The sequence below is a fragment of the Xanthobacter sp. ZOL 2024 genome, assembly GCF_052932325.1.
Genome location: NZ_CM128808.1, coordinates 477,391 through 502,893, shown reverse-complemented (window position 1 = coordinate 502,893; position 25,503 = coordinate 477,391). Strand labels below are relative to the sequence as shown.

Annotated in this window: 27 protein-coding genes; 15 read left to right on the top strand and 12 right to left on the bottom strand. The window is 68.7% G+C overall.

Annotated elements, in window-relative coordinates; translation table 11 throughout:
• Window positions 1-24: 24 nt before the first annotated feature.
• The 3 genes from ACU4E7_RS02520 to ACU4E7_RS02510 form a co-directional block, all read right to left on the bottom strand.
• Window positions 25-249, bottom strand: coding sequence for a YodC family protein (locus tag ACU4E7_RS02520; protein WP_447020541.1), 225 nt, complete (start codon window positions 247-249; stop codon window positions 25-27).
• Between the two features lie 66 nt (window positions 250-315).
• Entirely contained in the window at window positions 316-1,233 is a 918-nt protein-coding gene (hemF, locus tag ACU4E7_RS02515) for an oxygen-dependent coproporphyrinogen oxidase (RefSeq protein WP_447020540.1), read from the bottom strand.
• Between the two features lie 63 nt (window positions 1,234-1,296).
• On the bottom strand, window positions 1,297-1,758 hold the full coding sequence (locus ACU4E7_RS02510) for a tRNA (cytidine(34)-2'-O)-methyltransferase (protein ID WP_447020539.1): 462 nt from the start codon (window positions 1,756-1,758) through the stop codon (window positions 1,297-1,299).
• A 259-nt stretch (window positions 1,759-2,017) separates the two neighbouring features.
• On the opposite strand from ACU4E7_RS02510, the gene petA reads away from it, so the two are divergent.
• The 4 genes from petA (at window position 2,018) to ACU4E7_RS02490 (ending at window position 5,355) form a co-directional block, all read left to right on the top strand.
• Window positions 2,018-2,545 carry a ubiquinol-cytochrome c reductase iron-sulfur subunit gene (petA, locus tag ACU4E7_RS02505; protein WP_238120617.1) on the top strand — a complete coding sequence of 176 codons (528 nt, stop codon included), beginning with the start codon at window positions 2,018-2,020 and terminating at the stop codon, window positions 2,543-2,545.
• Between the two features lie 38 nt (window positions 2,546-2,583).
• Window positions 2,584-3,861, top strand: coding sequence for a cytochrome b (locus tag ACU4E7_RS02500; RefSeq protein WP_238120618.1), 1,278 nt, complete (start codon window positions 2,584-2,586; stop codon window positions 3,859-3,861).
• Between the two features lie 20 nt (window positions 3,862-3,881).
• Complete coding sequence (locus tag ACU4E7_RS02495; protein ID WP_238120619.1) at window positions 3,882-4,718, top strand: cytochrome c1; 837 nt, start codon at window positions 3,882-3,884, stop codon at window positions 4,716-4,718.
• A gap of 100 nt (window positions 4,719-4,818) precedes the next feature.
• Window positions 4,819-5,355, top strand: a complete 537-nt coding sequence (locus tag ACU4E7_RS02490; RefSeq protein WP_238120620.1) for an adenine phosphoribosyltransferase — start codon at window positions 4,819-4,821, stop codon at window positions 5,353-5,355.
• A gap of 48 nt (window positions 5,356-5,403) precedes the next feature.
• Here ACU4E7_RS02490 and pncB read toward each other — a convergent pair whose 3' ends face one another.
• Both pncB and ACU4E7_RS02480 read right to left on the bottom strand, forming a co-directional pair.
• Window positions 5,404-6,696, bottom strand: a complete 1,293-nt coding sequence (gene pncB / locus ACU4E7_RS02485; protein WP_238120621.1) for a nicotinate phosphoribosyltransferase — start codon at window positions 6,694-6,696, stop codon at window positions 5,404-5,406.
• A 103-nt stretch (window positions 6,697-6,799) separates the two neighbouring features.
• Window positions 6,800-7,327 carry a DUF1269 domain-containing protein gene (locus ACU4E7_RS02480; RefSeq protein WP_238120622.1) on the bottom strand — a complete coding sequence of 176 codons (528 nt, stop codon included), beginning with the start codon at window positions 7,325-7,327 and terminating at the stop codon, window positions 6,800-6,802.
• A 323-nt stretch (window positions 7,328-7,650) separates the two neighbouring features.
• On the opposite strand from ACU4E7_RS02480, the gene ACU4E7_RS02475 reads away from it, so the two are divergent.
• From ACU4E7_RS02475 to ACU4E7_RS02445, 7 genes are read left to right on the top strand one after another with little or no spacing between them, the layout of a single operon-like run.
• Window positions 7,651-8,223: a Na+/H+ antiporter subunit E gene (locus tag ACU4E7_RS02475; RefSeq protein WP_238120623.1), complete on the top strand. Its 573-nt coding sequence runs from the start codon at window positions 7,651-7,653 to the stop codon at window positions 8,221-8,223.
• Complete coding sequence (locus ACU4E7_RS02470; protein ID WP_447020538.1) at window positions 8,216-8,524, top strand: monovalent cation/H+ antiporter complex subunit F; 309 nt, start codon at window positions 8,216-8,218, stop codon at window positions 8,522-8,524. Before ACU4E7_RS02475 ends, ACU4E7_RS02470 begins: the two co-directional genes overlap by 8 nt.
• Window positions 8,521-8,862, top strand: a complete 342-nt coding sequence (locus ACU4E7_RS02465) for a cation:proton antiporter (RefSeq protein WP_447020537.1) — start codon at window positions 8,521-8,523, stop codon at window positions 8,860-8,862. The genes ACU4E7_RS02470 and ACU4E7_RS02465 overlap by 4 nt, the downstream gene beginning before the upstream one ends.
• Window positions 8,859-9,788, top strand: a complete 930-nt coding sequence (locus tag ACU4E7_RS02460; protein ID WP_447020536.1) for an MnhB domain-containing protein — start codon at window positions 8,859-8,861, stop codon at window positions 9,786-9,788. Before ACU4E7_RS02465 ends, ACU4E7_RS02460 begins: the two co-directional genes overlap by 4 nt.
• Entirely contained in the window at window positions 9,785-10,108 is a 324-nt protein-coding gene (locus ACU4E7_RS02455; protein WP_447020535.1) for an NADH-quinone oxidoreductase subunit K, read from the top strand. The genes ACU4E7_RS02460 and ACU4E7_RS02455 overlap by 4 nt, the downstream gene beginning before the upstream one ends.
• Window positions 10,105-11,616 carry a complex I subunit 5 family protein gene (locus tag ACU4E7_RS02450; RefSeq protein WP_447020534.1) on the top strand — a complete coding sequence of 504 codons (1,512 nt, stop codon included), beginning with the start codon at window positions 10,105-10,107 and terminating at the stop codon, window positions 11,614-11,616. Before ACU4E7_RS02455 ends, ACU4E7_RS02450 begins: the two co-directional genes overlap by 4 nt.
• Window positions 11,613-13,295 (top strand): complex I subunit 5 family protein, encoded by a 1,683-nt coding sequence (locus tag ACU4E7_RS02445; protein WP_447020533.1) that lies wholly within the window; start codon window positions 11,613-11,615, stop codon window positions 13,293-13,295. The genes ACU4E7_RS02450 and ACU4E7_RS02445 overlap by 4 nt, the downstream gene beginning before the upstream one ends.
• Window positions 13,296-13,302: 7 nt before the next feature.
• On the opposite strand, the gene ACU4E7_RS02440 is transcribed toward ACU4E7_RS02445, so the two are convergent.
• Window positions 13,303-14,163 (bottom strand): alpha/beta fold hydrolase, encoded by an 861-nt coding sequence (locus ACU4E7_RS02440; RefSeq protein WP_447020532.1) that lies wholly within the window; start codon window positions 14,161-14,163, stop codon window positions 13,303-13,305.
• A 150-nt stretch (window positions 14,164-14,313) separates the two neighbouring features.
• Here ACU4E7_RS02440 and ACU4E7_RS02435 point away from each other — a divergent pair, with 150 nt between their 5' ends.
• From ACU4E7_RS02435 to ACU4E7_RS02425, 3 genes are all read left to right on the top strand, one after another.
• The gene (locus tag ACU4E7_RS02435; RefSeq protein ID WP_447020531.1) at window positions 14,314-15,333 is read left to right on the top strand and encodes a patatin-like phospholipase family protein; all 1,020 of its coding nucleotides are present in this window, start codon (window positions 14,314-14,316) and stop codon (window positions 15,331-15,333) included.
• Between the two features lie 160 nt (window positions 15,334-15,493).
• The gene (pyrC, locus tag ACU4E7_RS02430) at window positions 15,494-16,534 is read left to right on the top strand and encodes a dihydroorotase (RefSeq protein ID WP_447020530.1); all 1,041 of its coding nucleotides are present in this window, start codon (window positions 15,494-15,496) and stop codon (window positions 16,532-16,534) included.
• A 157-nt stretch (window positions 16,535-16,691) separates the two neighbouring features.
• Window positions 16,692-18,224 carry an EAL domain-containing protein gene (locus ACU4E7_RS02425; protein ID WP_447020529.1) on the top strand — a complete coding sequence of 511 codons (1,533 nt, stop codon included), beginning with the start codon at window positions 16,692-16,694 and terminating at the stop codon, window positions 18,222-18,224.
• Window positions 18,225-18,263: 39 nt separating this feature from the next.
• Here the strand turns inward: ACU4E7_RS02425 and ACU4E7_RS02420 are convergent, their stop codons facing one another.
• A complete protein-coding gene (locus ACU4E7_RS02420) occupies window positions 18,264-18,677 on the bottom strand; it encodes a VOC family protein (protein ID WP_447020528.1) in 414 nt (137 codons plus the stop codon).
• Between the two features lie 113 nt (window positions 18,678-18,790).
• Here ACU4E7_RS02420 and ACU4E7_RS02415 point away from each other — a divergent pair, with 113 nt between their 5' ends.
• Window positions 18,791-19,654 carry a LysR family transcriptional regulator gene (locus tag ACU4E7_RS02415; protein WP_447020527.1) on the top strand — a complete coding sequence of 288 codons (864 nt, stop codon included), beginning with the start codon at window positions 18,791-18,793 and terminating at the stop codon, window positions 19,652-19,654.
• A 4-nt stretch (window positions 19,655-19,658) separates the two neighbouring features.
• Here ACU4E7_RS02415 and ACU4E7_RS02410 read toward each other — a convergent pair whose 3' ends face one another.
• The 5 genes from ACU4E7_RS02410 to ACU4E7_RS02390 all read right to left on the bottom strand — a co-directional run bounded on the left by ACU4E7_RS02410 (window position 19,659) and on the right by ACU4E7_RS02390 (window position 25,438).
• Window positions 19,659-20,108 (bottom strand): DNA polymerase III subunit chi, encoded by a 450-nt coding sequence (locus ACU4E7_RS02410; protein WP_447020526.1) that lies wholly within the window; start codon window positions 20,106-20,108, stop codon window positions 19,659-19,661.
• A gap of 87 nt (window positions 20,109-20,195) precedes the next feature.
• Window positions 20,196-21,695: a leucyl aminopeptidase gene (locus ACU4E7_RS02405; protein WP_447020525.1), complete on the bottom strand. Its 1,500-nt coding sequence runs from the start codon at window positions 21,693-21,695 to the stop codon at window positions 20,196-20,198.
• A 248-nt stretch (window positions 21,696-21,943) separates the two neighbouring features.
• The gene (gene rpsP, locus ACU4E7_RS02400; RefSeq protein ID WP_238120638.1) at window positions 21,944-22,318 is read right to left on the bottom strand and encodes a 30S ribosomal protein S16; all 375 of its coding nucleotides are present in this window, start codon (window positions 22,316-22,318) and stop codon (window positions 21,944-21,946) included.
• A 105-nt stretch (window positions 22,319-22,423) separates the two neighbouring features.
• Window positions 22,424-23,971 carry a signal recognition particle protein gene (gene ffh / locus ACU4E7_RS02395; protein WP_238120639.1) on the bottom strand — a complete coding sequence of 516 codons (1,548 nt, stop codon included), beginning with the start codon at window positions 23,969-23,971 and terminating at the stop codon, window positions 22,424-22,426.
• A 177-nt stretch (window positions 23,972-24,148) separates the two neighbouring features.
• On the bottom strand, window positions 24,149-25,438 hold the full coding sequence (locus ACU4E7_RS02390; RefSeq protein ID WP_238120640.1) for a DUF2254 domain-containing protein: 1,290 nt from the start codon (window positions 25,436-25,438) through the stop codon (window positions 24,149-24,151).
• Window positions 25,439-25,503: the final 65 nt, after the last annotated feature.

Sequence of the window (25,503 nt, the reverse complement as noted above, 5' to 3'; positions counted from 1 at the left end):
CCCGAACAGGTTCGGGCGACGGGCTCAGTCCTCGTCGGCTTCGGCTTCGGTCTCGCCGTCCTCTTCCTCGTCCTCGAAATCCGTCAGGTCGAGGATCTCCAGGGCCGCCTCGGGCAGGGTTTCGTTACGGAACTCACCCACTTCGTCGGCATACCAGACCAGCTTGACGTCAGCGCCAATCACCTCGACCACGGTGAGGGCCGGGCTGCCGGACTTGAGCTGAACGATGTCTCCCGCGTTGAACGCCATGGCTGTCTCTCCGCTTGCCGTGGGGCTGTGCGGAGAAAGCCTTAGCGGGGCTTGATGACGCTGCCATCACGGCCACTTCACCACCGGCGGCATGGAGGAAAGAATGGAGTCGACATTGCCGCCGGTCTTCAGCCCGAAGATGGTGCCGCGATCGTACAGCAGGTTGAATTCCACATAGCGGCCGCGGCGAATGAGCTGTTCCTCGCGATCGGCGGCGGTCCAGGGGGTGGCCATGTTGGCGCGCACGAGCCGGGGATAGATGTCGAGGAAGGCGCGCCCCACATCCTGGGTGAAGGCGAAGTCGGCGGCCCAGTCGCCGGTGCCCTGGGCGGCGCTGTCCAGATAGTCGTAGAAGATCCCGCCGATACCTCGCATCTCATTGCGATGTTTCAGGAAAAAATACTCGTCGCACCAGGCCTTGTAGCGGTCGTAATCGGCCACCTTGTGGGGTGCGCAGGCGCTCGCCATGGCGGCGTGGAAGGCCCGGGCGTCCGGATCCACCTGGCTGCGCCGGCGTTCCAGCACCGGGGTGAGATCGGCCCCGCCGCCGAACCAGGCCTTGGTGGTGACCACGAAGCGGGTGTTCATATGAACCGCCGGCACATGGGGATTGGCCATGTGGGCGATCAGCGAGATGCCCGAGGCCCAGAAGCGCGGATCCTCGCTGGCGCCGGGAATCTGGGCGCGGAACTCGGGGGCGAAGGTGCCGAACACGGTGGAGGTGTGGACCCCCACCTTCTCGAACAGCCGCCCGCTCATCAGCGCCATGGTGCCGCCGCCGCCGGGCACGCCGGAATGGTCGGTGCGGGCCCAGGGGGTGCGGGCGAACCGCCCGGGCTCCGCGCCATAGAGATCGGCGGCGGCCTCGTCCTCCAACTGCTCGAACGCCGCGATGATGCGGCCCTGCAACGCCTCGAACCAGCTCCGGGCGTGGGCCTGACGCTCGGCGAGGGCGGGGTCGTGGGCGGCGGTGTCGGCGGTCATATCTGTTCCTTCTGGCCCTTCAGGGCATCGCGGCCGGGTAGCGGCGGGCACCATGGCGCGGTCTCAGCCGGTTGGAAAGCCGCGGGTCTGGCGCAGCGCCTCGGCCAGGCCGATTCCCGCGCTCACCGCGAGGTTCAGCGAACGCAGCCCCGGCCGCATGGGAATGGTGACCCGGGCATCGGCTGCCGCATGGACATGGGCCGGGACGCCGGCCGATTCCCGGCCGAACAGCAGGGCATCATCGGGTGAAAATCGGAAATCGGTGAACATTTGTTCGGCCTGTGTGGTGAACAAGACGAGGCGTTGCCGCCGTGCATGCAGTTGCTCCGTGAAATGCGCGAAGGTGGTGTGCCGATGCCACTCGACGGCGTCGATATAGTCCATGCCGGCGCGGCGAAACCCTGCGGAGCCAAGGGGAAAGCCCGTGGGCTCGATGATGTGGACGGGCACGCCGAAGCAAGCGCCGGTGCGCAGGCAGGTGCCCGCGTTTTGCGCAATGTCGGGGCAGTAGAGCGCGAGGATCATGAAACAGGCTCTCGGAAACGGAAATTCGGGAGGTTTTATGGCACCATCATCGGCGCGCTGACCTTGCGTCGTCATACGAATGGGCTGCGTGCCGCATGGCCATCATCTGGACAAGATCGGGCGGGGGTGCAATTAGAGGCGCTCGAAGATGGACACTTGTGGCTTCACTGACCCGCCACATTCGCCCGCAGATGTCTGAGCCCAAATGGTGAGGATCCCGGTGCGAGCGGCGGGCAGACCATAGACGGGGATCAGCGCCGTGGCACATACGGAGACGTCACAGAAGGCATCGCGTCGGGACTTTCTCTACATCGCGACCGGAGCGGTGGGCGCGGTGGGCGTTGCCGGCATGGTGTGGCCCTTCATCTCCCAGCTCCAGCCCGATGCCTCGGTGCTGGCGCTCTCCACCACCGAGGTGGATATCTCTCCCATCGCCGAGGGGCAGATCGTGACCGTGCAGTGGCGCGGCAAGCCGATCTTCATCTCTCACCGGACCAAGAAGGAGATCGAGGAGGCCCAGAAGGCCGATCTCGCCTCCATGCGCGATCCGCAGCCCGACGCCGACCGCGTGAAGCCGGGCAAGGACGAATGGCTGGTGGTGATCGGCATCTGCACCCATCTCGGCTGCGTGCCCCTGGGCCACCAGGGCGCCTATGACGGCTGGTTCTGCCCCTGCCACGGCTCGGTCTACGACACCTCCGGCCGCATCCGGCAGGGACCCGCGCCGCTCAACCTGGCGCTGCCGCCCTACGCTTTCACTTCCGATACGAAGATCGTGATCGGCTGACGCTCGACCGTCGCTGAACTCAATAAAGGTTGGATCCCATGGAAGGACACTCCACCTACCAGCCCAAGAGCAAGGTCGCGCAGTGGTTCGAGAGCCGCCTGCCGATCGTCGGGTTGGTCCATTCTTCCGCCATCGCTTACCCGGTGCCGAAGAATCTCAATTATTTCTGGACCTTCGGTGCCATCCTCAGCTTCATGCTGGTGGTGCAGATCGTCTCTGGCGTCGTGCTGGCGATGCACTATGTGGCCTATGCGCCGGTGTCGTTCGCCCGCGTCGAGCACATCATGCGCGATGTGGATTACGGCTGGCTGATCCGCTACATCCACGCCAACGGCGCCTCGATGTTCTTCATCGCCGTCTATATCCATATCTTCCGCGGCCTCTATTACGGCTCCTACAAGGCGCCGCGCGAGGTGTTGTGGATCCTCGGCGTCATCATCTACCTGCTGATGATGGCCACCGCCTTCATGGGCTACGTGCTGCCCTGGGGCCAGATGTCGTTCTGGGGCGCCACCGTGATCACCAACCTGTTCTCCGCCATTCCGGTGGTGGGCGAGGTGATCGTGCAGTGGCTGTGGGGCGGCTACTCGGTCGGTGATCCCACCCTGAACCGTTTCTTTGCGCTGCATTATCTGCTGCCGTTCATGATCGCTGGCGTGGTTGGCCTGCATATCTGGGCGCTGCACCACGTGGGCCAGAACAATCCCGACGGCATCGACGTGAAGAGCGTGAGCAAGGACACCGTGCCCTTCACGCCCTACGCGACTCTGAAGGACGTGTTCGCCACCTGCGTGTTCCTGCTCTTCTTCTGCTGGTTCATCTTCTACATCCCGAACTACCTCGGGCATTCGGACAACTATATCCCGGCGAACCCCATGTCGACGCCGGCGCATATCGTGCCCGAATGGTACTTCCTGCCCTTCTACGCCATCCTGCGGTCGATCCCGGACAAGCTGGGCGGCGTGCTGGCCATGTTCGCCGCCATCGCGGTGCTCGCCTTCCTGCCTTGGCTCGACACCTCCAAGGTGCGCTCGGCCCGCTATCGGCCCATGTACCGCATCTTCTTCTGGATCTTCGCGGTGGTGGCGGTGGGCCTCGGATACCTCGGCTCGCAGCCGTCCGAGGGCATCTATGTGATCGTGTCGCGCATCTTCACGGTCTACTATTTCGTTCACTTCCTCATCATTCTGCCGCTGCTGGGCTTCGTGGAGAAGCCGAAGCCGCTGCCCGCCTCCATCGCCGACGCGGTGCTGGCGAGGCACGCGAAGGGTGGCGCGACGGTGGTGGCCGGTGCGGCCGCCCCCGAGACCAAGTGACCCGGGGCGGAGAGAACAGCATGACCATTCGTAGCATTCTCTTCGGCGCGGCCGCGGCAGCGCTGCTGTTCGCGGCGCCCGCCTCGGCGGCGGAGGGCGGTCATGATGACCGCCCGGCGCGGCTCAGCTGGTCGTTCGCCGGCCCGTTCGGCATGTATGACACGGCGCAGCTGCAGCGCGGCTTCAAGGTGTTCAAGGAAGTGTGCAGCTCCTGCCACTCCGCGAACTTCTTCTACTTCCGCAATCTGGTGCAGCCGGGCGGTCCCCGCTTCAGCGAGGCACAGGCCAAGCAGATCGCCGCGGAATACCAGATCACCGATGGTCCCAACGATTCCGGTGACATGTTCCAGCGGCCCGGCCGACTGTCGGATCACTGGCCGGCGCCGTTCCCCAACGATCAGGCCGCCCGCGCCTCCAACGGTGGCGCGCTGCCGCCGGACATGTCGGTGCTGGCCAAGGCCCGCTCCTACCACGTGGGCTTCCCGGGCTTCGTGACCGACGCCTTCATCCAGTATCAGGAGCACGGCGTGGACTATATCCACGCGCTGCTGACCGGCTATGCCGAGCCGCCGGAAGGCGTGCACGTGCAGTCGGGCCTGCACTACAACAAGTATTTCCCGGGCAATCAGATCGCCATGCCGGCTCCGTTGAGCGACGGCCAGGTGGAATACACCGACGGCACGCCGCAGACGGTCGACCAGTATGCCACGGACGTTTCCGCCTTCCTGATGTGGATGGCCGAACCCCATCTCGATGCGCGCAAGCGCATCGGCTTCCAGGTGGTGATCTTCCTGATCGTCCTGTCAGGCCTGCTGTACTTCACCAAGAAGAAGGTGTGGTCCAAGGTGCCTCACTGAGGTCGCCCTGACGTCACGCACGAAGAAGGGTCCGCGAGGGCCCTTTTTCTTTTTGAGGGTCGCCGCGGCCGCGCCGGCCTCATTCGCTCCGGAGACCGTCATGACGCCCAATGAGTTCGCCGCCACGATCCGGACCATTCCCGATTATCCCAAGCCCGGCATTCTGTTTCGCGACATCACCACCCTGCTCGGCAACCCGCGCGCTTTCCGCCGGGCGGTGGACGAGCTGGTTCAGCCGTTCGCCGGTGGCCGGGTGGCGAAGGTGGCGGGCATCGAGGCGCGCGGCTTCATTCTCGGCGGCGCGGTCGCCCATCAATTGTCGGCGGGCTTCGTGCCGATCCGCAAGAAGGGCAAGCTGCCGCACGAGACGGTGCGCATGGCCTATGCGCTGGAATACGGCCACGACGAGATCGAGATGCACGTGGATGCCATCGCACCCGGCGAGCCGGTGCTGCTGGTGGATGACCTGGTGGCGACCGGCGGCACCGCCATCGGCGCGGTGCAGCTGCTGCGCCAATGCGGCGCGCAGGTGCTGGCGGCCTGCTTCGTTGTCGAACTGCCCGATCTCGGTGGCGCGCAGAAGCTGCGGGACCTCGACGTGCCGGTGCGCAGCCTGGTTTCGTTCGCCGGCCACTGAGCGTGCCGCCGGCATGAGCCACCACGGCAGGGCGGCGCGGCTGCTGCTCTAAACCAGCACCGCCCGGGCCGGTTGCTGTTCCTGCGCGAACACATGCCGGTAATGGGCGACGAGATCGGCCGGGCCCATGGCCTTGGTGGGGTTGTCGGAGAGCTTCACCGCAGGCCGGCCATTGGCGGCGATGACCTTGCAGACGATGGAGATGGGATCGAGCGCCCCATCGGCCACCAGGCCGCGGAAATCGTTGGTTAGCAGGGTGCCCCAGCCGAAGCCGAGGCGCACCCGGCCCTGGAAGGCGGCGTGGATGCGGGTGACCTCCGCCACGTCGAGGGCATCGGAGAAGATGGCGAGCTTCTCGCGCGGATCCTCCCCCCGCGCCTGCCACCAGCGGATCATTTCCTCGCCGCCCTCGATGGGGTCCTTGCTGTCGATGCGGGCGCCGGTCCAGCGCGCCACCCAGTCGGGGGCGTGGGCGAGGAAGCCGGCGGTACCATAGGTGTCGGGCAGGATGATGCGCAGGTTGCCGTCGTAATCCTGCTGCCAGTCCGACAGCACCCGATAGGGCGCCGCCCGTAGCGCCGCGTCGTCATCGGCGAGGGCGGCATAGACCATGGGCAGCTCGTGGCCGTTGGTGCCGGTGGCCTCCATCTCGTGGCGCATGGCGATGAGGCAGTTGGAGGTACCGAGAAAGCCGGCGCCGAGCCCCTCCTTCAGGGCCGCGACACACCACTCCTGCCACAGGAAGCCATGGCGGCGGCGGGTGCCGAAATCGGCAATATTGATGGGGGCGAGGGCGCGCAGCGCCTCCACCTTTTCCCACACCCGGGTCATGGCGCGGGCATAGAGCACCTGCAGCTCGAACCGGCCCAGGTCCTTCAGCACGGCGCGCGAGCGCAGCTCGTTGATGATGGCGAGGGCCGGGATCTCCCACATGGTGGTTTCCAGCCACGGGCCCTCGAAGGTCAGCTCATACTGCCCCTCGCGTTTCTCCAGCGCGTAGTCGGGAAAGCGGAAGTCCTCCAGCCAGGCCAGGTAATCGGGGGCGAACATCTGGCGCCGGCCGTAAAACATGTTGCCGCGCAGCCAGGTGCTCTCGCCCCGGCTGAGACTGAGCGTGCGCACGTGGTCCAGCTGCTCGCGCAGGGCGCCCATGTCGATGATGTCGGCGAGGCGGATGCGGGCGGTGCGGTTGTGGATGCCGAAGGTGACCCGGGTGTCGCGATGGCGGCGAAAGATCAGCTGACCCATCAGCAGCTTGTAGAAATCGGTGTCGAGCACCGAGCGGATGATGGGGTCGATCTTCCAGGTGTGGTTATAGACGCGGGTCGCGATGTCGGTCATGGCCACCGTCTGGCTGGCGCCCGGGCGACGGTGGGCCGCCGGGGCGCGGATGGATGGGCCCGCGCCGGCGCGGGCCACCGTATGGTCGCGGGTGGACCGCCGCTCAGGACGCGGCGGGCGCGCCGCCGCCGATGAGGGCCGCCTTCAGCTTGGCTTCCGCCTCGTTGGACAGGGAGGTCTTGAGCACGCGGGGATTATAGGGCTCGATCTCCGGCAGCACCTTGTCGAAGGTGACGCTCTTCACCAGCACGAACAGGGCCGAGGAATCGGCCGGGATGGTGGCGCCCAGCTGCTTCACGAAATCGTCGTTGATGCCGTAATCGGCCAGCGAGCCGGACAGCGCGCCCGCTCCGGCACCGGCCGCCGCGCCCAGCGCCATGCCGGCCAGCGGGTTGAGGAACAACAGGCCCACCAGGCCGCCCCACAGGGCGCCCATGGTGCCGCCCTGGGCGGCGCCCATGGCGGTGAGGTTTACCGCCTGCTTCACATGCACTTTGCCGTCGGCTTCCCGCTCCACCACGCAGGCATCTTCCAGGTCGATGAGGTGCTCTTTCTGCATGGAGCGAAGCTTGTTGAGGACTTCGTCGGCCTCGTGAAGTTTGCTGAAGCCGAATACGACGAGATCGCTCATGGTCATCCTCTGTGTGGTGGGCGCAGAACCGCGCAGGGCCCGGTTGCAGGCGCCGGACCTTGGGCCGAATCCGCGACAGAGGCAAGACGCGCTGCGGTACGGGCACCGCTGTGCAGGGCCCGCCTGTGCGGCCGCGGCCACGTTGCAACGCGGCACGGCCGGCAGTAGAACCGAACCACAACGTATCCTGCCGTTGAAGCTTTGGTTCTGCTTGTTCAACGCCATGATTCGTCCGGTCACAAGGTTCCGCTGCACGTGCGGGGCGGGTGTCCTGCCCGCTGTCGCGCGGGGCGGCCACTGCAAGGATGGGGTGATCAGGCGTCATGACGGCTCTTCCGCCGCCGGACCTCGAGCATGGGGCTTCCGGCTTCAGCCTGCGGCAGCGCGCGGTGCGCTTTCTGTGCGTCTTCGCCGTGTGGGTGGCGCTCGGCCGGGTGGGGCCGGTGGATCTGCTGGCGGGGGCCCTGGGCAGCGTTTTGGTGGCGGAACTGAGCCTGCGCCTGCTGCCCCCCTCTCGGCGGGTGCTGCGCGTACGGCCGATCGCCATATTTCTCGCCCATTTCCTGCGCCGCTCCGCTCTCGCGGGCGTGGACCTGCTGCGCCGCGTCACCGCGCCGGTGCTGCCCATCGCCCCGGGCATCGTCGCGGTGGATTGCGGCATGTCGGAAGGGCTGCTGCGCCAGGGGTTCGCCGCCACCATCAGCCTGCAGCCGGGGACCTTGCCCTTCGGTGCGGAGGAGGATGCGCTGCTGCTCCATGCCCTGGACGTGGAAGGCCCGGTGCTCGACGAGTTGGAGGAGGACGCTACCCTCTACCTGGAGGCCGTGGGCGCGGCGGTCGATGAGGCGCTCCCGCCCGACGATCTGCTCGAGCCGGAGGGGCCGGCGCATGGCTGAGGGGGTGATGGGGGAGGCGCTGTTCGTGGCGGCGGCTCTGTTGCTGCTCATCACCGCCATCGGGCTGGTGGCCATGGGCCTGCGCGGCGGTATGGCGAACCAGATGATGGGGGTGCAGTTGCTGGGGTCCGGGGGCATCGGGGTGCTGCTGCTGCTCACCCTCGCCAGCGGCGATGTCGCCACGCTCGATGTGGCGCTGTTGCTGGCCCTTCTGGCTGCGGTGGCGGCCATGGCGCTGCGGGGGCTGGCGCTGAAACGCCCCGCGCCATCGGACGGGGCGGGCGGCGAGGGGCGCCGATGATCGCGCTCCATCTGCTCACCGGCCTGTGTGTCCTGGCTGGCCTCGTGTTTTTCGCCGCCGGAACCGTCGGTCTCCTGCGCCTGCCCGATCCGCTCACGCGCCTGCATGCGCTGGCCAAGGCGGACAATATCGGCCTGGGGTTGATCGCCCTCGGTGTGCTGCCGCAGCTCGTGGCCAGCGGCGCCGTGCTGGCCGCCGCCAAGGTGGTGGCCATCTGGCTGCTGCTGCAGCTTTCCTCCGGCGCGGTGGCGCAGCTGCTGGCCGAAGTGGCGTTTCGGGACAGCGAGACCGGCGCCGATGACCCGGACGGTGCGGCCGCGGAGGCGGGCGAGCCATGAGCCTGGCCTTTGATGCGCTGCTCTGTCTTCTCGCCCTGCTGGCGGCGCTGCGCGCGGTGGCGGCGGGGGAGGGGTTCTCGCGGGTGACCGCCTTCATGGCCTATGGGCTGATCCTCGGCCTCGTCTGGGTGCGGCTGGCGGCGGTGGATGTGGCCTTGACCGAGGTGGCGGTGGGCAGCGGCGTCACCGGTCTGGTGCTGCTGCGGGCGGTGGCGCGGGATGACGCGCCGGCCCCGCTCGCGGCCGGGCTCGCCTATCGCCTGCTGGCTGGGGCGGTGGCGCTGCTGGTGTTCGCGGGGCTAGCCGCTGTGGTGCTGCTGCTGCCCGAGCCGGCGCCGAGCCTGGCGCCGGAGGTGGCGCGGCACCTGCCGGCCACCGATCTCGGCAATCCCATCACCGGCGTGCTCATCGTGTTCCGCGCGCTGGATACGCTGCTGGAAACGGTGGTGCTGCTGCTCGCCCTCATCGGCGTATGGGCCCTCTCGCCCGACCGCACTTGGGCCGGCCGTCCGGCGGTGCTGCTGCCGGCCCCCTGGTCGGGGGCGCTGGAATTCCTGGCGCGAGTGGTGGTGCCGGTGGGCGTGCTGGTGGGGCTCTACATGTTTTGGGCCGGCGCGGACGTACCCGGAGGCGCCTTCCAGGGCGGTGCCGTGCTGGCGGCCATGGCCCTGATGGCCATCGCCGCGGGGCTGCTGCCGCGCCCGGTGCTGGCGCGCCGGCGGCTGCGTGCGCTGCTGCTGGCGGGGCCGTTCGGCTTCCTGCTGGTGGGCGTGCTCGGCTGGGTGTTCGCCGATGCCTTCCTGGCCTATCCGCCGGGTGTGGAAAAAGCGGTGATCATTCTGGTGGAAGCCGCCATCACCCTGTCCATCGCGGTGACCCTGGCGCTGCTGGTGCTCGGCCCGCCGGTCGCGGAGGAGACGGAATGAGCGCCGAGACCCTGTTCGGCTTCGCCGCCGCGGCCCTGTGCGCCATCGGCATCTATGGCCTGATGGTGGGGCGCGGCGCCCTGGCCCGGCTGATCGCCTTCAACCTTTTGGGCGGCGGTGTGTTCGTGTTGTTCGGCGTGGTCGCGCGACGGGGGGCCGGCGCGGGCTTCGGCGGCGATCCGGTGCCGCAGGCGCTGGTCATCACCGGCATTGTCGTCGCCTTCTCGGCCACCGCCCTGGGGGCCGCGCTGGTGGAGCGCCTGGCGCAGTTGCGGGCGAAGGCCGGCGCGCCGTCCGAGGAGCCGGAGGCGGACACGTGAGCGGGGGAGCATTCCCGGGGCTGCCCCCGGCCGACATGCTGCTGGTGCTGGCGGTGATCTTGCCGCTGTTCGGCCTGCTGCCGCTGCTTTTGCTGGGGCCGCGCCTGGCCGAGCGGCTCACGCTGCTGGTGCTGGCGGCGGGCCTGGCCGTGGCGCTGGGGATCGGCGCGGAGGTGGGGGCGGCCGGGCAGGCGGCCGCTGCGTTCATCGGCGGCTGGCGCCCGCCCCTGGGGGTGGGCCTGCGGGCCGATGGCCTCTCGGCTGTGATGCTGGTGATGACGGCGGTGGTGCTGTGCGCCACCGGCCTTTACGCCATGACCGGCCCGGCGACGCCACGGGCGGCGGGCGAGCGCATGCCGGCGGCCTTCTGGATGCTGCTGTTGTGCGTGTGGAGCGCGCTCAATCTGGTGTTCGTCGCGGAAGACCTGTTCACCCTCTATGTGGCGCTGGAGCTGCTCACCTTCGCGGCGGTGCCGCTGGTTTGCCTTGACGGTAAGGAAGGGCAGATCGAGGCGGCACTGCGCTATCTGGTGTTCGCGCTGTTCGGCTCGGTGCTCTACCTGCTGGGCACGGTGCTCATCTACGCCCTTTACGGCAGCCTCGACATCATCCTGGTGGCGCGCAAGGCCAGTGTCAGCCCGGGCCTGGTGGTGGCGCTGGCGGCCATGACCGCCGGCATGATGGCCAAGGCCGCCCTGTTCCCCCTGCATCTGTGGCTGCCACCGGCCCATTCAGGCGCGCCGCCCGCCGCCAGCGCCATGCTGTCGGCGGTGGTGATCAAGGCGCCGATCTTCCTCCTGGTGCGGTTCTGGCTCGATCTGGCACCGGAGAGCCTGGCGGTGAAGGTGGGGCCGATCCTGGCCGGGCTCGGTGCCGCCGCCATTCTCATGTGCAGCCTGGTGGCGCTGGCGCAGCCCCGTCTCAAGCTGCTGATCGCCTATTCCACGGCGGCGCAGATCGGCTACCTGTTCCTGATGTTTCCGCTGGCGGCGGCGGCCAGCGCCTGGAGCGCCCTGGCCTGGACCGGTGGCGCACTGCACCTCGCCTCCCATGCCTTCTCCAAGGCGGCCATGTTCATGGCGGCGGGCCTGATCGCCGAGGCGGTGGGCCACGATCGCATCAAGGGGCTCACCGGGCTCGGCCGGGCGCTGCCGGTGAGCGTGGCCGCCTTCGGCCTCGGCGGCCTCTCGCTGATGGGGCTGCCACCGGCCGGCGGCTTCGTCGCCAAGGTCATGCTGCTGTCGGCGGCGGTGCATCTGGGCAACTGGTGGATCGCGCTGGTCATCCTCATCGGCGGCCTGCTGGCGGGGGGCTATGTGTTGCGGGTGGTGGTGCCGGCGCTGCAGCGGCCCGCCGCGCCGCTGGCCCTGCGGCCGGTGGCCGGCTGGCGCGAGTGGGTGGCGCTCGCTCTGGCGCTGGTGGCGGTGGGGCTGGGCTTCCTGCCCTTGGAGCCGTCCGCCTATCTTGCCATCGGCCGGCCCGCCAGCTGGGCGGAGGGGGCACCATGACGGCGGGCACGCTGGGCGGTTCCGATCTGCTGTTGCTGTCGGCGATCCTGGTGCCTCTGGTGCTGGGCCTCGCGGCGCTGAAACCCTGGGTGCGGCGGTGGGGGCCGACCTTGGCGCTGGTCGCCCCGGCGCCGGCGCTGGCGGCGGTGCTGCTGGTGCCGGTGGGGCAGAGCGTGCTGCTGGTGCCGGCGCCGTTTCGCCTAACCCTGGCGCTCGATGCCCCCGGCGCGCTGCTGCTGGGCGGGGCCGCCCTTTTGTGGCTGCTGGCCGGCATCTATGCGCGGGCCTATCTCAAGGATGATCCGGAGCGCGGTGCCTTCAGCGTCTGGTGGCTGCTCACCATGGCCGGGGCGTTCGCGGTGTTCCTGGTGGCGGATGTGGCGAGCTTCTATCTGGCCTATGCGCTGGTGAGCTTTGCGGCCTACGGGCTCGCCGCCCATGACGACACGGCCGAGGCGCGGCGGGCCGGCCGGGTCTATCTCGCCCTCACGGTGCTGGGCGAGGCGCTGCTGATCGCCGCCTTCGTCATGCTGGCCTCCAGCGTCAGCGGCGCCAATCCACTGATCCGCGATGCGGTGGCGGGCCTGGCGCAATCGCCCTGGCGGGGGGCCATCCTGGGGCTGCTGCTGGTGGGCTTCACCATGAAGATGGGGCTGTTCCCGCTGCATGTGTGGATGCCGCTGGCCCATGCGGTGGCGCCGGTGCCCGGTTCAGCCGTGCTGTCGGGCATCGTGGTGAAGGCCGGTGTCATCGGCCTCATCCGCTTCCTGCCGGCGGACCTGCCGCTGGCGCAATGGGGCATGGCGCTGCTGACGGCAGGTCTGTTCACGGCCTTCTACGGGGTCGCCATCGGACTCACCCAGAGCCATCCCAAGCGGGCGCTGGCCTATTCCACCGTCAGCCAGATGGGGGTGGTCGCGGCGGTGCTGGGCGCCGGCCTGGCGGCGGGGGATGCCGCTGCGCCCAGTCTCGCGGCCTTCTATGCCCTCAATCACATGCTGCTGAAGGGCGCCATGTTCCTGGCGGTGGGGGTAGCCATGGCCAGCGGGCCCCGCCACCTGCGCCTCGTGCTCATCGGCGCGGCGGTGCTCGGGCTGAGCCTCGCCGGCTTGCCCTTCACCGGCGGTGCCCTCGCCAAATATGCGGTGAAGGCGCCGGTGGGCGAGGGGGGCGCCGGGATACTGCTGGCGCTGTCCGCCGGCGGCACCACGCTGTTGATGGCGCGCTATGTGCTGCTGCTGGCGGCGCGTGGCAAGGGGGCCGACCCGGCGGCCGGCGAGGCGGAGGCGCCGCCGGCGCTGCTGGTGCCGTGGGCCGTGCTGAGCGGGGTGGCGGTGCTGCTTCCCTTTGCCCTGTTTACGCCGGTGACCGGCCTTGGGCTCGGCGGCCTGTTCTCCCTCGAGGGCATCATCAAGGGGCTGTGGCCGGTGGCCCTGGGGTTGGCGGTGGCGGCGCTGCTCTATCAGAAGCCGCCCAAGGTCTCGGAGATCCCCGCCGGCGACATTCTGGCCCTCACCCAGGGGCTTGGCCCGGCGCTGCGTGGACTGCTGAGCGCGGCGGTGCGGCTCGATGCCGGGCTGCGGCATTGGTCCAGCGCGGCGCTCGCGCTGGTGCTGGTGATGGTGGCCCTGGCGGTGGCCATGGGCGAGCCGCAATGGCTCCAACCGCTGTGGCCGTGAGGCGGCTTCAGCAGGCGAGGCCGCCGAACCAGGCGCCGAAATAGCCGGCGTAGAGTTCCGGGGCCTCCACATTCATGGAGTGGCTCACGCCCGGCACCGCCACAAGGCGGCAATCGGGCATCTCCTCGGTCATGACCTGAAGGTCCTGCTCGCGAATGACGGCGTCGAGCATGCCCCAGGCGACGAGATGGGGATGGATGATCTCCTTCATCCGCCCCTTCAGCTCGCCACTCTGGGCTTCCTTGGTGAGGGTGTCGGGGGTGCCGAACCAGATGCCGTCGGAGACCGCGAAGGTTTGCTCGACGATGGTGTCGAACAAGGCCCCGCGCGCCCCCACATCGGCCACGAACCGCACCGGCCCCTTGGCGAAGCTGTCGGGCTCGAACAGGCTCATGCAGGTGGCGGCCATGATCTGCCGGGTGAGGGGCTTGCTCTTCTTCATCTCGCCGAAGAAGGCCACCTTCTCCGGCGGGAACAGGATGGATTGGGGCGCCACCGGAGACAAAGAGAACACCCGCCCGAACCGCTGCGGCTGCTCCAGCAGCATGCGGGTGGAGATGAGGCCGCCGGCGGAATGGGTGGCAAGGTGGCAGAAGGAGACGTTGAGGGCATCGAGCGCCGCCAGCATGTCGCGGGCGTGCTGGGCCACCGCATAATTGGCGAAATCGGGCAGGGGCGCCGGCTTGTCGCTGTCGCCGCAGCCGCGCCAGTCGATGGCGATGGTGCGGATGCCGCGGGGAAAGTGCGGCGCCGCCAGGGAGATCCACTCCTTGCTGGCGAGATTGCCGTGGATGAACAGGACGGTGACGTCCCCCTCGCCCCAGGTGCGATAGGCGAGCTCGATGCCATTCACCGCGACCCGTTCCATGCCCCCTCCCATGGTTCCTGCGGACCTTTGGGGGCGCTCGGCACGCCCCGGTTGGTGTCTTCTAGCCATGCCCGTTCAGCGAAGTCCATATCCCCGTCACGAGCAATGGTATAAGGCGGCCGTTGCTGCACTGCGACGAAGGAGGTGTCGATGGACCGGGTTTCGGTGGATCTCGCGCTGCAGGGGGGCGGCTCCCACGGTGCTTTCACCTGGGGGGTTCTCGACCGCCTGCTGGAGGAGGAGTGGATCGACATCGAGGGGGTCTGCGGCACCTCCGCCGGCGCCATGAATGCGGTGGTGCTGGCCGATGGCTATGCGCATAACGGGCGCGCCGGCGCCAAGGCGGCATTGGCCCGCTATTGGCGGCAGGTGTCGGATGCCGCGCACTTGAGCCCGTTCCAGCGTTCGCCCCTCGACCGCCTGCTGGGCCGCTGGTCGCTGGACCAGTCACCGGGCTACCTGCTCATGGATTTCATGTCGCGGATGCTCTCGCCCTACCAGTACAATCCGACGGGCCACAACGCCTTGCAGCCGATCCTCGACCGGCAGGTGAATTTCGAGCGCCTGCGCACCTCGCCGATCAAGGTCTTCATCACCGCCACCAATGTGCGCACCGGCCGGCCGCGCGTGTTCGGCAATGCCGACATCACCCCGGATGCGCTGATGGCCTCCGCATGCCTGCCCACCCTGTTCCAGGCGGTGGAGATCGACGGCGATCCCTATTGGGACGGCGGCTATTCGGGCAATCCCACCCTCGCCCCGCTCGCCGAGGCGCTCACCGCCGATGACATCATCCTGGTGCCGGTCAATCCGCTGGAGCGGGCGGGCACGCCGCGCACCCCTACGGATATTCTCAACCGCCTCAACGAGGTGTCCTTCAATGCGGTGCTGGTGAAGGAGCTCTACATGATCGAGCGGCTGCAGCGGGACGGCGCCAGCGCCGGCGGAGACCTGGCGGCCCGCGAATGGGCGCGGCTGCGCCTGCATGTGGTGCGCAATCCGCTCATGAACGGGCTCGACTTCTCCTCCAAGCTCAATGCCGAATGGTCGTTCGTCTCCATGCTGCATACGGAGGGGCGCAAGGCGGCGCAGGCTTTCCTCGATGCCCATGGCGCGGCGCTGGGGCAGCGGCAGAGCCTCGATTTCGACGCCCTCCTGGCCCAGCTCTAGGCGGCGCAGAGGCGGGCTGCGCAAATAGGGCGGGCTGCACAAATAGGACTTGCGTCGCGCGCCGGTCCGTGGCGAGTGGCGCAACAAGGGCTTGTGCCCCTTTTCCCCTGTCTCCTCCCGCCGTGCCGCTTGCGACCCGCCGGGCGCCGAAGGAACCCTCATGGCCGACGCATCCCTCACCCTCCGCCGCCCGGACGACTGGCACCTGCACCTGCGCGACGGCGCGGTTCTGCAGTCGGTGGTGGGCGAGACCGCTCGCCACTTCGCCCGCGCCATCGTGATGCCGAACCTGGTGCCGCCGGTGGTCACCGGCGCCCAGGCCGCCGCCTATCGCGAACGCATCCTTGCCGCCATTCCCGCCGGCATGAGCTTCACCCCGCTGATGACCCTCTATCTCACCGAGGAGACCGATCCGGCCGACCTGAAGGCCGCGGCCGAGAGCGGCCTCGTCACGGCGGTGAAGCTCTATCCGGCCGGCGCCACCACCAATTCCGCCTCCGGCGTGCGCGATTTCGGCAAGGTGCAGAAGGTGTTCGACACCATGGCCGAGATCGGCCTGCCGCTGTGCGTGCATGGCGAGGTGACCGACCCGGCGGTGGATGTGTTCGACCGCGAGGCGGTGTTCATCGAGCGGGTGCTGGAGCCGCTGCGCCGTCGCACCCCGGGCCTGCGGGTGGTGCTGGAGCACATCACCACCCGCGAGGGGGCGGACTATGTGCGCCAGGGCGGCGACGACATCGCCGCCACCATCACGGTGCAGCACCTCATCATCAACCGGAACAACATTCTGGTGGGCGGCATCAAGCCCCATTACTACTGCCTGCCGGTGGCCAAGCGCGAAGAGCACCGGCTGGCGGTGCGGGCGGCGGCCACCTCCGGCGATCGCCATTTCTTCCTGGGCACCGACAGCGCCCCCCACCTGGACCCGGCCAAGGAATGCGCCTGCGGCTGCGCCGGCTGCTACACCGCCACCAATGCCCTGTCGGCCGTGACCGAGGTGTTCGACCAGGATGGGGCCCTCGACCAGCTGGAAGCCTTCATCTCCCTCAACGGCCCGGCCTTCTACCGGCTGCCGCCGAACGAGGAGCGCCTCACCCTGAAGAAGGGCGAGCCCTGGGCCTATCCGCGCAAGATCGCCACCGCGGAAGGGCTGCTCACGGTGTTCGATCCCACCTTCCCGCTGCACTGGCAGGTGGCGTAAGGGCACGGCATCGGACGGCGGCGCCCGTCGGCGCCGCCGCCTTTCGGTTCTCGCCCTTGGGGCATATCTGTGCGTCGTGCCGTTAGGATGATACCTAAGAGGGCATCTTTTCCGGGTTTGTGGTAAGGGCACTACAACCGGGGGCATGCGCGATCAGATGAAATTGGGGACTCTGACCCTTCAAGGCCTCTTTGTCCTGGCTCTGGCGCTGCTTGGCGCGGCGTTGTCGCTTGTCGTTGGACAATTGGTGCTGCTGGAGCTCTCGCGCGACCGGCTGGAGGACTACGCCGACGATGTCCTGGCCCACGGCGTCATCGTGGCGAGCCAGAACATGCGGGTGTTGCGCATCGTCCAAGCCGGCCGCGAGCCCTTCTGCTCCGACGCCAATCTGACAGATCTGCGCTATCTCCTGTTTCAGAACGAGTATCTGCATGACATCGGCCGCATCCGCGACGGATACTTGGTGTGCTCGGCCATCTGGGGGCGCCTCAAGGAGCCGATCAGCCTGCCGCCCCCACAGCGGCAGCAGGCTAATGGGGATCGGCTGTGGGTGAATATCGAGGGGTTGGCCGATCATCGCGTCATGGTCGACATGGCCGGTTTCGGTTCGGCGGTCACATTCACCGCGCCGACCGCATTCAAGCTCTATGAGAAGCCGGCAGTGGGGCTGAGCGCCCTGCTGCTCACCGCCGACGGCCAGCACATCTTCCGTGCGTTCGGAGACACGGCGGGGCTGCGCCAGCGCTTTACCGAAGGGGCTCCGGACCTGGAACTGGGGCCACGGCTCACCACTTCGCGCTGCGACCCCGCCATCGATGTCTGCGTGGTGGCGGCGCTGTCCAATGTCAGCATCCTGCAGCAGGAGGTCCCGATCTGGGCGGGCGCGGCCGGCTCCGGCGGGCTGACCCTTGGCCTTCTGGGTGTCGCTCTCGTTCTGCGGTGGCGGAGCCAGTCGTCGTTGCCGCAGCGGGTCCGCCGTGCGGTGGCGCGCGGCCGTCTTCGGGTCGTCTATCAGCCGCTTGTGCGCCTGCAGGACGAGCACACGGTGGGCGTGGAGGCGCTGGCGCGGCTGACCGACGAACATAACGAAGCGATCTCTCCCGAGATCTTCATTCCCGCCGCCGAGTCCATGGGGCTGATGCCCACCATCACCCGCCAGGTGATCCACTTGTCGCTAAGAGAGATGAGGCCCCGCCTGAGGGGCACACCGCCGTTTCATGTCCATATCAATCTGGCGGTGGCGGACGTGCTCGATCCCAGCCTGTGCGACGATCTGAATGGGGAGGTGGATCGCCTGGGCATTCCCCGGGACCGGGTGGTGCTCGAGATCACCGAGCGCTCCACGGCCGACCACACCGAGCTGCGGCAGGGCGTGGAGCATTTCCGCAAGGAAGGATACCGCTTCTTCATCGATGATTTTGGCACCGGCTATTCCAACCTCGCCTATCTCGCGAAGCTCCCCATCACCGGTATCAAGCTCGACAAGATGTTCACCAAGGCCATCGGCAAGGCGGCGGTAAGCTCCACCATCGTCGAGAAGATCTGCCTGATCGCCAGCGAGCTCGATCTGGAGCTGGTGGCGGAAGGCGTGGAGACCCGCGAGCAGGCGGATCATGTGCTCGCCCTCAATCCCGATGCCATCGCTCAGGGCTGGCTGTTCGGCAAGCCGGTGCCGGCCGATCAGCTGTGAGGCCCGGCGGCGTTCGCCGCCGGACCGGCCGGCATCGCCTCAGTGCGCGAACACCCCCTCGAAATCCTTGAAGCCCTTGATTTCGATGGGGTTCCCGGCGGGATCGAAGAAGAACATGGTGCGCTGCTCGCCCGGCTCGCCCTCGAACCGCACCACCGGGGGAATGTCGAAGGCGATGCCGGCCTTGGTCAGCCGGTCGGCCAGGGCGAACCAGTCGTCGAGGGGCAGCACCGCGCCCAGATGCGGCATCATCACCATGTGATCGCCCACCTTGCCGGTGCGGGTGACCGGGAACGGTGTGCCCAGGTGCAGGGAGATCTGGTGGCCGAAGAAGTCGAAATCCACCCAGGTGTCGGTCGAACGCCCCTCCGCGCAGCCGAGAACGCCGCCATAGAACTTGCGGGCGGCGTCGAGGTCGGTGACGTGATAGGCGAGGTGGAACAGGGGCTTCATCGGGGTGCTCCAAAGCGGGAGAGGGCAACGCGCCAGCGCGTTTGACCCCTGCTTAGCCCAGGCTATACAATATAAAAACTATATAATTTCGTCTCTCAGCATAAGAGATTCTATTGGATATCCGCTTCCTGCAAAGCCTCGTCGCGGTGGTGGAGGCCCGCTCCATCGCCGGGGCGGCGCGGCGGGAAAAATTGACCGCCGCCGCCGTGAGCCAGCGCATCCAGGCGCTGGAGCGGGAACTGGGCTGCGCCCTTTTGGTGCGCAGCGCCCATGCGGCGCGGCCGACGCCCGCCTGCCTCGCGCTGCTGCCGCGGGCCCGCCGGCTGATCGGCGAGGCGGCGCTGCTGCGGGATGACGTGGCGGGGGGCGAGCTCTCCGGCGAGCTGCGGGTGGGGGCCATCTCCACCATGCTCACCGGGCTTCTGCCGGAAGCCCTCGACGCCCTCGGCCGCACGGCGCCGCAGCTGCGCCTGCAACTGGTGCCGGGCAGCTCGCTGCAGCTCTATGAGATGCTGAGCCACGGCGGCCTCGATGCGGCCATCCTAGTGGAGCCGCCGTTCGCTCTGCCCAAGGGGCTGGAGGCCCATCTGCTGCGGGTGGAACCGCTGGTGCTGCTGGCCCGCGAAGAGGTGGCGCCGGCCGATGTGGCGGCGGCCATCCTGGATGTGCCCTTCATCCGCTACGACGCGGGCTCCTGGGGCGGGCGGCTGGCGGCGGAGTATCTCGCCACTCACGGCCTGTTCCCGGATGTGCGCTGCGATCTCGACGCGCTGGAGACCATCCAGCTCCTGGTGGCGCGGGGCATGGGCCGGGCGCTGGTGCCCCTGTGGCCGGGCCTCGGCGGCGAGGGGGTGCGGCTCTGCCCGGTGCCCGATGGGGCGCCCTACGCCCGGCGCATCGTCGCTCTGCATCCGGCCCTGCCGCCACGGGCGCGGGCCATCGCCGCGCTGCTGGAGGCGCTGCCCCAGGGGGTGTAGGCGCTCAGGCCTTGCGCACCCAGCGGCCGGTGTCCTCCTGCTGCCAATAGGTCAGCTCATGGCCCTGGGCCTTGGCCTCGCGCCAGCGCTCGCGCGCGGCGGCCACCTGCTCACCGTCACGCCCGTCGAACAGATGCACGATGCGGGTGTAGCCGCCGGCGTCGGCGAGGGGCACCGCATCCACCAGGAAGCGGATCTGCGCGCCGTTGGGATTGGCCTCGGTGGTGGCGATCAGCACCGGCTGCCGCTCGGGCTGGGGCTGGGCCTCGGTGCCGTGGGGCAGGAAGGACGACTCGCTATAGGTCCACAGGTGGGAATCGAGCGCATCCCGCCGCTCCGCCGAGCCGCATTGCACCACGCACCGCCAGCCCCGCTCCAGGGACTTCTCCAGCAGCGTCGGCAGCACCTGCTCCAGCGGGCGCCGTTCGAGATGGTAGAAGAGGACTTCGGTCATGGCGGTGTCGGGGTCATGGCGATCCGGGGCTTGGATCCGCAGGCTGCGCGGGAGCCCCTCTCCCGAGCGGAGAAGGGCTCGCCAGCCTCAATCCTCGTAGGCGTCCTGCACCAGCTGGTTCAGCAGGCGCACGCCCCAGCCCGAGGCCCAGCTCTTGTTGATGTCGGAGGCGGGGGAGGACATGGCGGTGCCGGCCACGTCCAGATGCGCCCACGGGGTCTTGTCCACGAAGCGCTGCAGGAACTGGGCGGCGGTGATGGAGCCGGCGTTGCGGCCGCCGGTGTTCTTCATGTCGGCGAACTTGGAATCGATGAGCTTGTCATATTCCGGGCCCAGCGGCAGGCGCCACACCCGCTCGCCGGTGTCGGTGCCGGCCTTGGCGATGAGGCCGGCGAGGGCGTCGTTGTTGGAGAACAGGCCCGCATATTCCTGCCCCAGTGCCACCAGGATGGCGCCGGTGAGGGTGGCGAGATCGATCATGAACTTCGGCTTGAAGCGCTCCTTCGTGTACCAGAGCACGTCGGACAGCACGAGCCGGCCCTCGGCATCGGTATTGATGACCTCGATGGTCTGGCCCGACAGCGAGGTGACGATGTCGCCCGGTCGCTGGGCGGCGCCGTCGGGCATGTTCTCGACGAGGCCAATGACGCCCACGGCGTTCACCTTGGCCTTGCGCGCCGCCAGGGCATAGAGGAGGCCGGTGACGCAGGCGGCACCGCCCATGTCGCCCTTCATGTCCTCCATGCCGGCGGCCGGCTTGATGGAGATGCCGCCGGTGTCGAAGGTGACGCCCTTGCCGATGAAGGCGAGGGGCGCCTCGTCCTTGGCGCCGCCGTTCCAGCGCATCACGACGACCCGGCTTTCCTTGATGGAGCCCTGGCCGACGCCCAGCAGGGCGCCCATGCCGATGCGGGCGAGGGCCTCGTCGTCCAGCGCCTCCACCTCGACACCCACCTTGGAGAGGCGCTCGGCGGCGCGGCGGGCGAATTCCGGCGGATCGAGCACATTGGCAGGCTCGTTCACCAGATCGCGGGCGAACAGCACGCCCTCGGCCACCCCCTCGCGGCCCGCCCAGGCGCGCTTGGCAGCGGCGTCATCCGGCACCTGCAGGGTGAGCGACAGGCCGCCGGTGCGGTCGGCGTCGTCCTTGGACTTGGTCTTGTAGCGATCGAAGCTGTAGCCGCGCAGGGTGGCGCCCAGGGCCACCTCGGCCACCGCCTCGGGCGTGATCTTGCCGGTGGGCAGGTCGAGCAGCACACTGGCTTCGCGGGCGCTGGCCGGCAGCTTGCCGGCGATGACGCCGCCGAGCTTGAGATAATCGGTGGCCTTGAGATCGGCCAGCTTGCCCAGGGCGATCACGATCAGGCGCGGCGCATCGAGCCCGGTGGGGGCGAGCAGGTCCACGCTCGAGAAGGCCTTGCCCTTGAAGCGCTCGGCGTCGAACGCCCGGGTGATGGCCCGGTCGGCGCCCTTCAGCAGTTTCTGGGTGGCGGAGCCGAACGCCAGGGTCTCGTCGGTGAGCACGATCACCACGCCCTTGGGGGCGGACGTGAGTTTGGCGAACGAGAGGGTCATGGGCTCGGACATGCAAGGCTCCAGGCAGAAAGGAGGTGAAGGAATGAGGCGTGAGAGCGCCTTTGTCCAGATGCGGGCACGCCGTCGGGGAGGCAGCGCGGAGCGGGCTTTCCCCCTAGATAGGAGCGCGGAGCCCCGCTGCAAAGGTCAAGAGCGGTGGTGACGGCTGCCAGGCGGCGCAAAAGCGCACGAAAAAGGGCGCCGCACGGATGCGGCGCCCTGAAGGGATGTCCGGCGCAGGCTGAAGCCCGCGGCCGCAATCACTCGGCGGAGGCGCCTTCGGCCGGGGCGGCAGCGGCGGCGGCCTTGTCGGCCTTCTCCTTGGCGCGCTCCTGGGCCTTCTGGCCGGGCTCGGCCTTCTTGGGGTTGTTCTTGGCTTCGCGCTTCAGCAGGCCGGCGGCGTCCAGGAAGCGGGCGACGCGATCGGTGGGCTGGGCGCCCTTCTCGAGCCAGGCCTTGGCCTTCTCGGTGTCGAGCACCACGCGCTCGGCGGCATCCTTCGCCAGCAGCGGGTTGAACGAGCCGATGCGATCGATGAAGCGGCCATCACGGGGCGAACGGGCGTCGGCCACCACGATGCGATAGTAAGGGCGCTTCTTGGCGCCACCGCGGGAGAGGCGGATCTTCAGGGACATGGTGTTTTCCTTAGGGTTCGAAAGGCGGTGAATGGGTGAAACGGCGGCTGCCGCCGCGGGGGGCGCCGGCCCTGGGGTCGGCTGCGGCGCAGCGGGGAAGAGGGCTTACTTCTTCTTGGTCGGCCCTCCCAATCCAGGAAGACCCTTCGGCAGGCCGGGCAGGCCGCCGGGGAATTTGGCGGGCAGGCCACCGGGAAGACCCCCCGGAAGGCCGGGGAAGTTGGGGGGCAGGGAGCCGCCACCGGGCATGCCGCCCATCTTCTCGGCCATATCCTGCAGCATTTCCGGCGAGGGGGCGCCGCCGCCGAAGCCCATCATGCCGGCAAGGCCCGCCAGCGGGCCGCGCTTGCCGGCCTTGCCGCCCATGGCCTTCATCACGTCGGCCATCTGCCGGTGCATCTTCAGCAGGCGGTTGATGTCCTCCACCTTGGTGCCGGAGCCGGCGGCGATGCGGCGCTTGCGGGAGGCGTCCAGAAGCTTGGGGTGGGACCGCTCCTTCGCCGTCATGGAACCGATGATGGCGATCTGGCGCTTGAATACCTTGTCGTCGAGATTGGCGGAGGCGATCTGGTTCTTGAACTTGGCGACGCCCGGCAGCAGGCCCATGAGGCCGCCGAGGCCGCCCATCTTGGCCATCTGCTCCAATTGGCCGCGCAGGTCTTCGAGATCGAAGGTGCCCTTGCGCATGCGCTCGGCGGTGATCTTCGCCTTTTCGAGGTCGATGGCCTCGGCGGCCTTCTCCACCAGGGCCACCACGTCGCCCATGCCGAGGATGCGGCCGGCCACGCGCTGCGGATCGAAATCCTCCAGCGCGTCCATCTTCTCGCCGGTGCCCAGGAGCTTGATGGGCTTGCCGGTGACGGCGCGCATGGAGAGGGCGGCGCCGCCACGGCCATCGCCGTCGGCGCGGGTCAGCACGATGCCGGTGAGACCCACGCGCTCGTCGAACGCCTTGGCGGTGTTCACCGCATCCTGGCCGGTGAGGCTGTCGGCTACCAGCAGCACTTCATGGGGGCCGGTGGAGGCCTTCACCTCCGCCACCTCGGCCATCAGCGCCTCGTCGAGGGTGACGCGGCCGGCGGTGTCGAGCATCACCACGTCGTAGCCGCCGAGCTTGGCCGCCTCGATGGCGCGCTTGGCGATCTGCACGGCCGACTGGCCGGCGACGATGGGCAGGGTCGCCACGTCCACCTGGGTGCCGAGGGTCGCCAGCTGCTCCATGGCCGCCGGACGCCGGGTGTCCAGGGAGGCCATCAGCACCTTGCGCTTGGCCCGCTCGGTGAGGCGCTTGGCGATCTTGGCGGTGGAGGTGGTCTTGCCCGAGCCCTGCAGGCCGACCATGAGGATGGCGACGGGGGCGGGGGCATTGAGATCGATGGGGTCGGCATCGGAGCCGAGGGTGGCGACCAGTTCGTCATGGACGATCTTGACCACCATCTGGCCGGGGGTCACCGACTTGATGACCTCCACGCCCACGGCACGCGCCTTCACCCGGTCGATGAACGCGCGCACCACGTCGAGGGCGACGTCGGCCTCGATCAGGGCGCGGCGCACCTCGCGCATGGCCTCGCCGACGTCGGCCTCGGTGAGCGCACCGCGCCGCTTCAGCTTGTCGAGTATGCCGCCGAGGCGGTCGGAGAGGGTATCGAACATGAGCGTCCCGTTTCGGTCTCACGAGCATGAGGACAACGCCAAACGCGCCCGAGAGCGCAACGCGCTGTCGGGCGGTGACCTCCGGACCCTCAGGTCCGGTCGGCGGATCGGCGTGGCCGTCCTCGTGAAGGGGCGGTGCTTATCAGGTTTGGCCGTGCGAGGCAAATCACCGGCCTCTCAGCGGCCGCCTCCGACCGGTGCGCCGCCGCGCAGCAGCCTCTTGTCCGCCTCGATGCGAAGGGCCGCTTCCGCGTGGGCGAGGGCGAGGTCCGCCGTGGCGCGGGCGGCCGCACGGAATGCGTCGTCGCCCATGCCGGCCAACGCAAGAAGGGTCTTTCTGAGTCGTAGCTGAACTTCGATCAAGGCCGCGCCGTCGCGGGCGATGGGGCGGAAGGCGTCGTCGAACAGGTCGGCGGCCAGCAATGGCGGCACCTGCACGTGGGGGCAGGGCGGTTCTGCTGCGTCCTCCGCGTGTCCCTTGGCCCAGAGGGTGAGCAGCCGAGCCGCGCGGCCGATCACGTCGATGGCGGTGCCGGGGTCGTTGACCGCCGGCGACAGCGCCCGTGAGGCGATCTCGCTCAGCACCGAGAGGCCGAACCGCGGGTCCTGGTCGAAGCTACGGGCATCGCCGATGGTGATGGCATCGCGCAGGGTCTGGGCCATGCCCTTCTGGTCCGTCTCCTCCAGCGCTTCCGCCGTGGCGGCGCCGGCATGGGGGAGCACCATGAGGGGCGTGCCTTCATGGACGAAGGCGCCGGGCACCACGGCAAGGCAAATCGGCGTTTCCAGCCGGGCCCCGCAGGCGTCCAGTGCCCCCATGTCCACATGCTGCACATAGCCCGTCACCTGCGCGCGCACCGTCACAGCGCCGGGGGGCGGGGTGGCTGTCTCGTCGCGCGGGATGCCGCCGAGGAACGGGCAAGCGAGCCGGGCCGCGAGCGCCGATCGGGTGGCCTCCTCCACCCGATCGGTGGTTTCCCGGACGTTGCCGAGGCGGGTGAGGTGGTCGATCCAGCTCAACAGCGCGACCACCACCAGCACGATGACGCCGATGGTGACCACGAACAGCACCGCCCGGCCCTGGGGCCCGTAGGCGCCGGCCTTCAGGGCGACGATGCCGACGATGCTGAACAGGAACGAGCCGAGGAAGGTGGAGAGCACATTCTGCGTCACCCGGTCCTGGCGCAGCAGCGGCGTCGCCCGGGGGGTGACCGTGCTGGCGGCCGCGCCATAGGCCGAGGTCATCACGGAGAGGGAGAAGGTGGTGACCGCCAGCATGCTCGAGGCGATGATGGAGAGCACGCTGTTGACCGCGTCAGCGCCCACGTCCAGCTGCTGCTGACCGGGTATGAAACGGTCCGCCAGCAGCGCCAGCCCGGCGGCCGCCACCCCGAGGGCGCCGATCAGCGTGGCGCGGAACCAGAGCTGGCGCGCGGTTCGCAGCAAGATCCATTGCCAGCGTCGCATGGTGCCTCCGTGGAACTGACGATGGGCCATGGTAGGCCAAGCTGCGGCCGTTGCGCGAGGGCGGA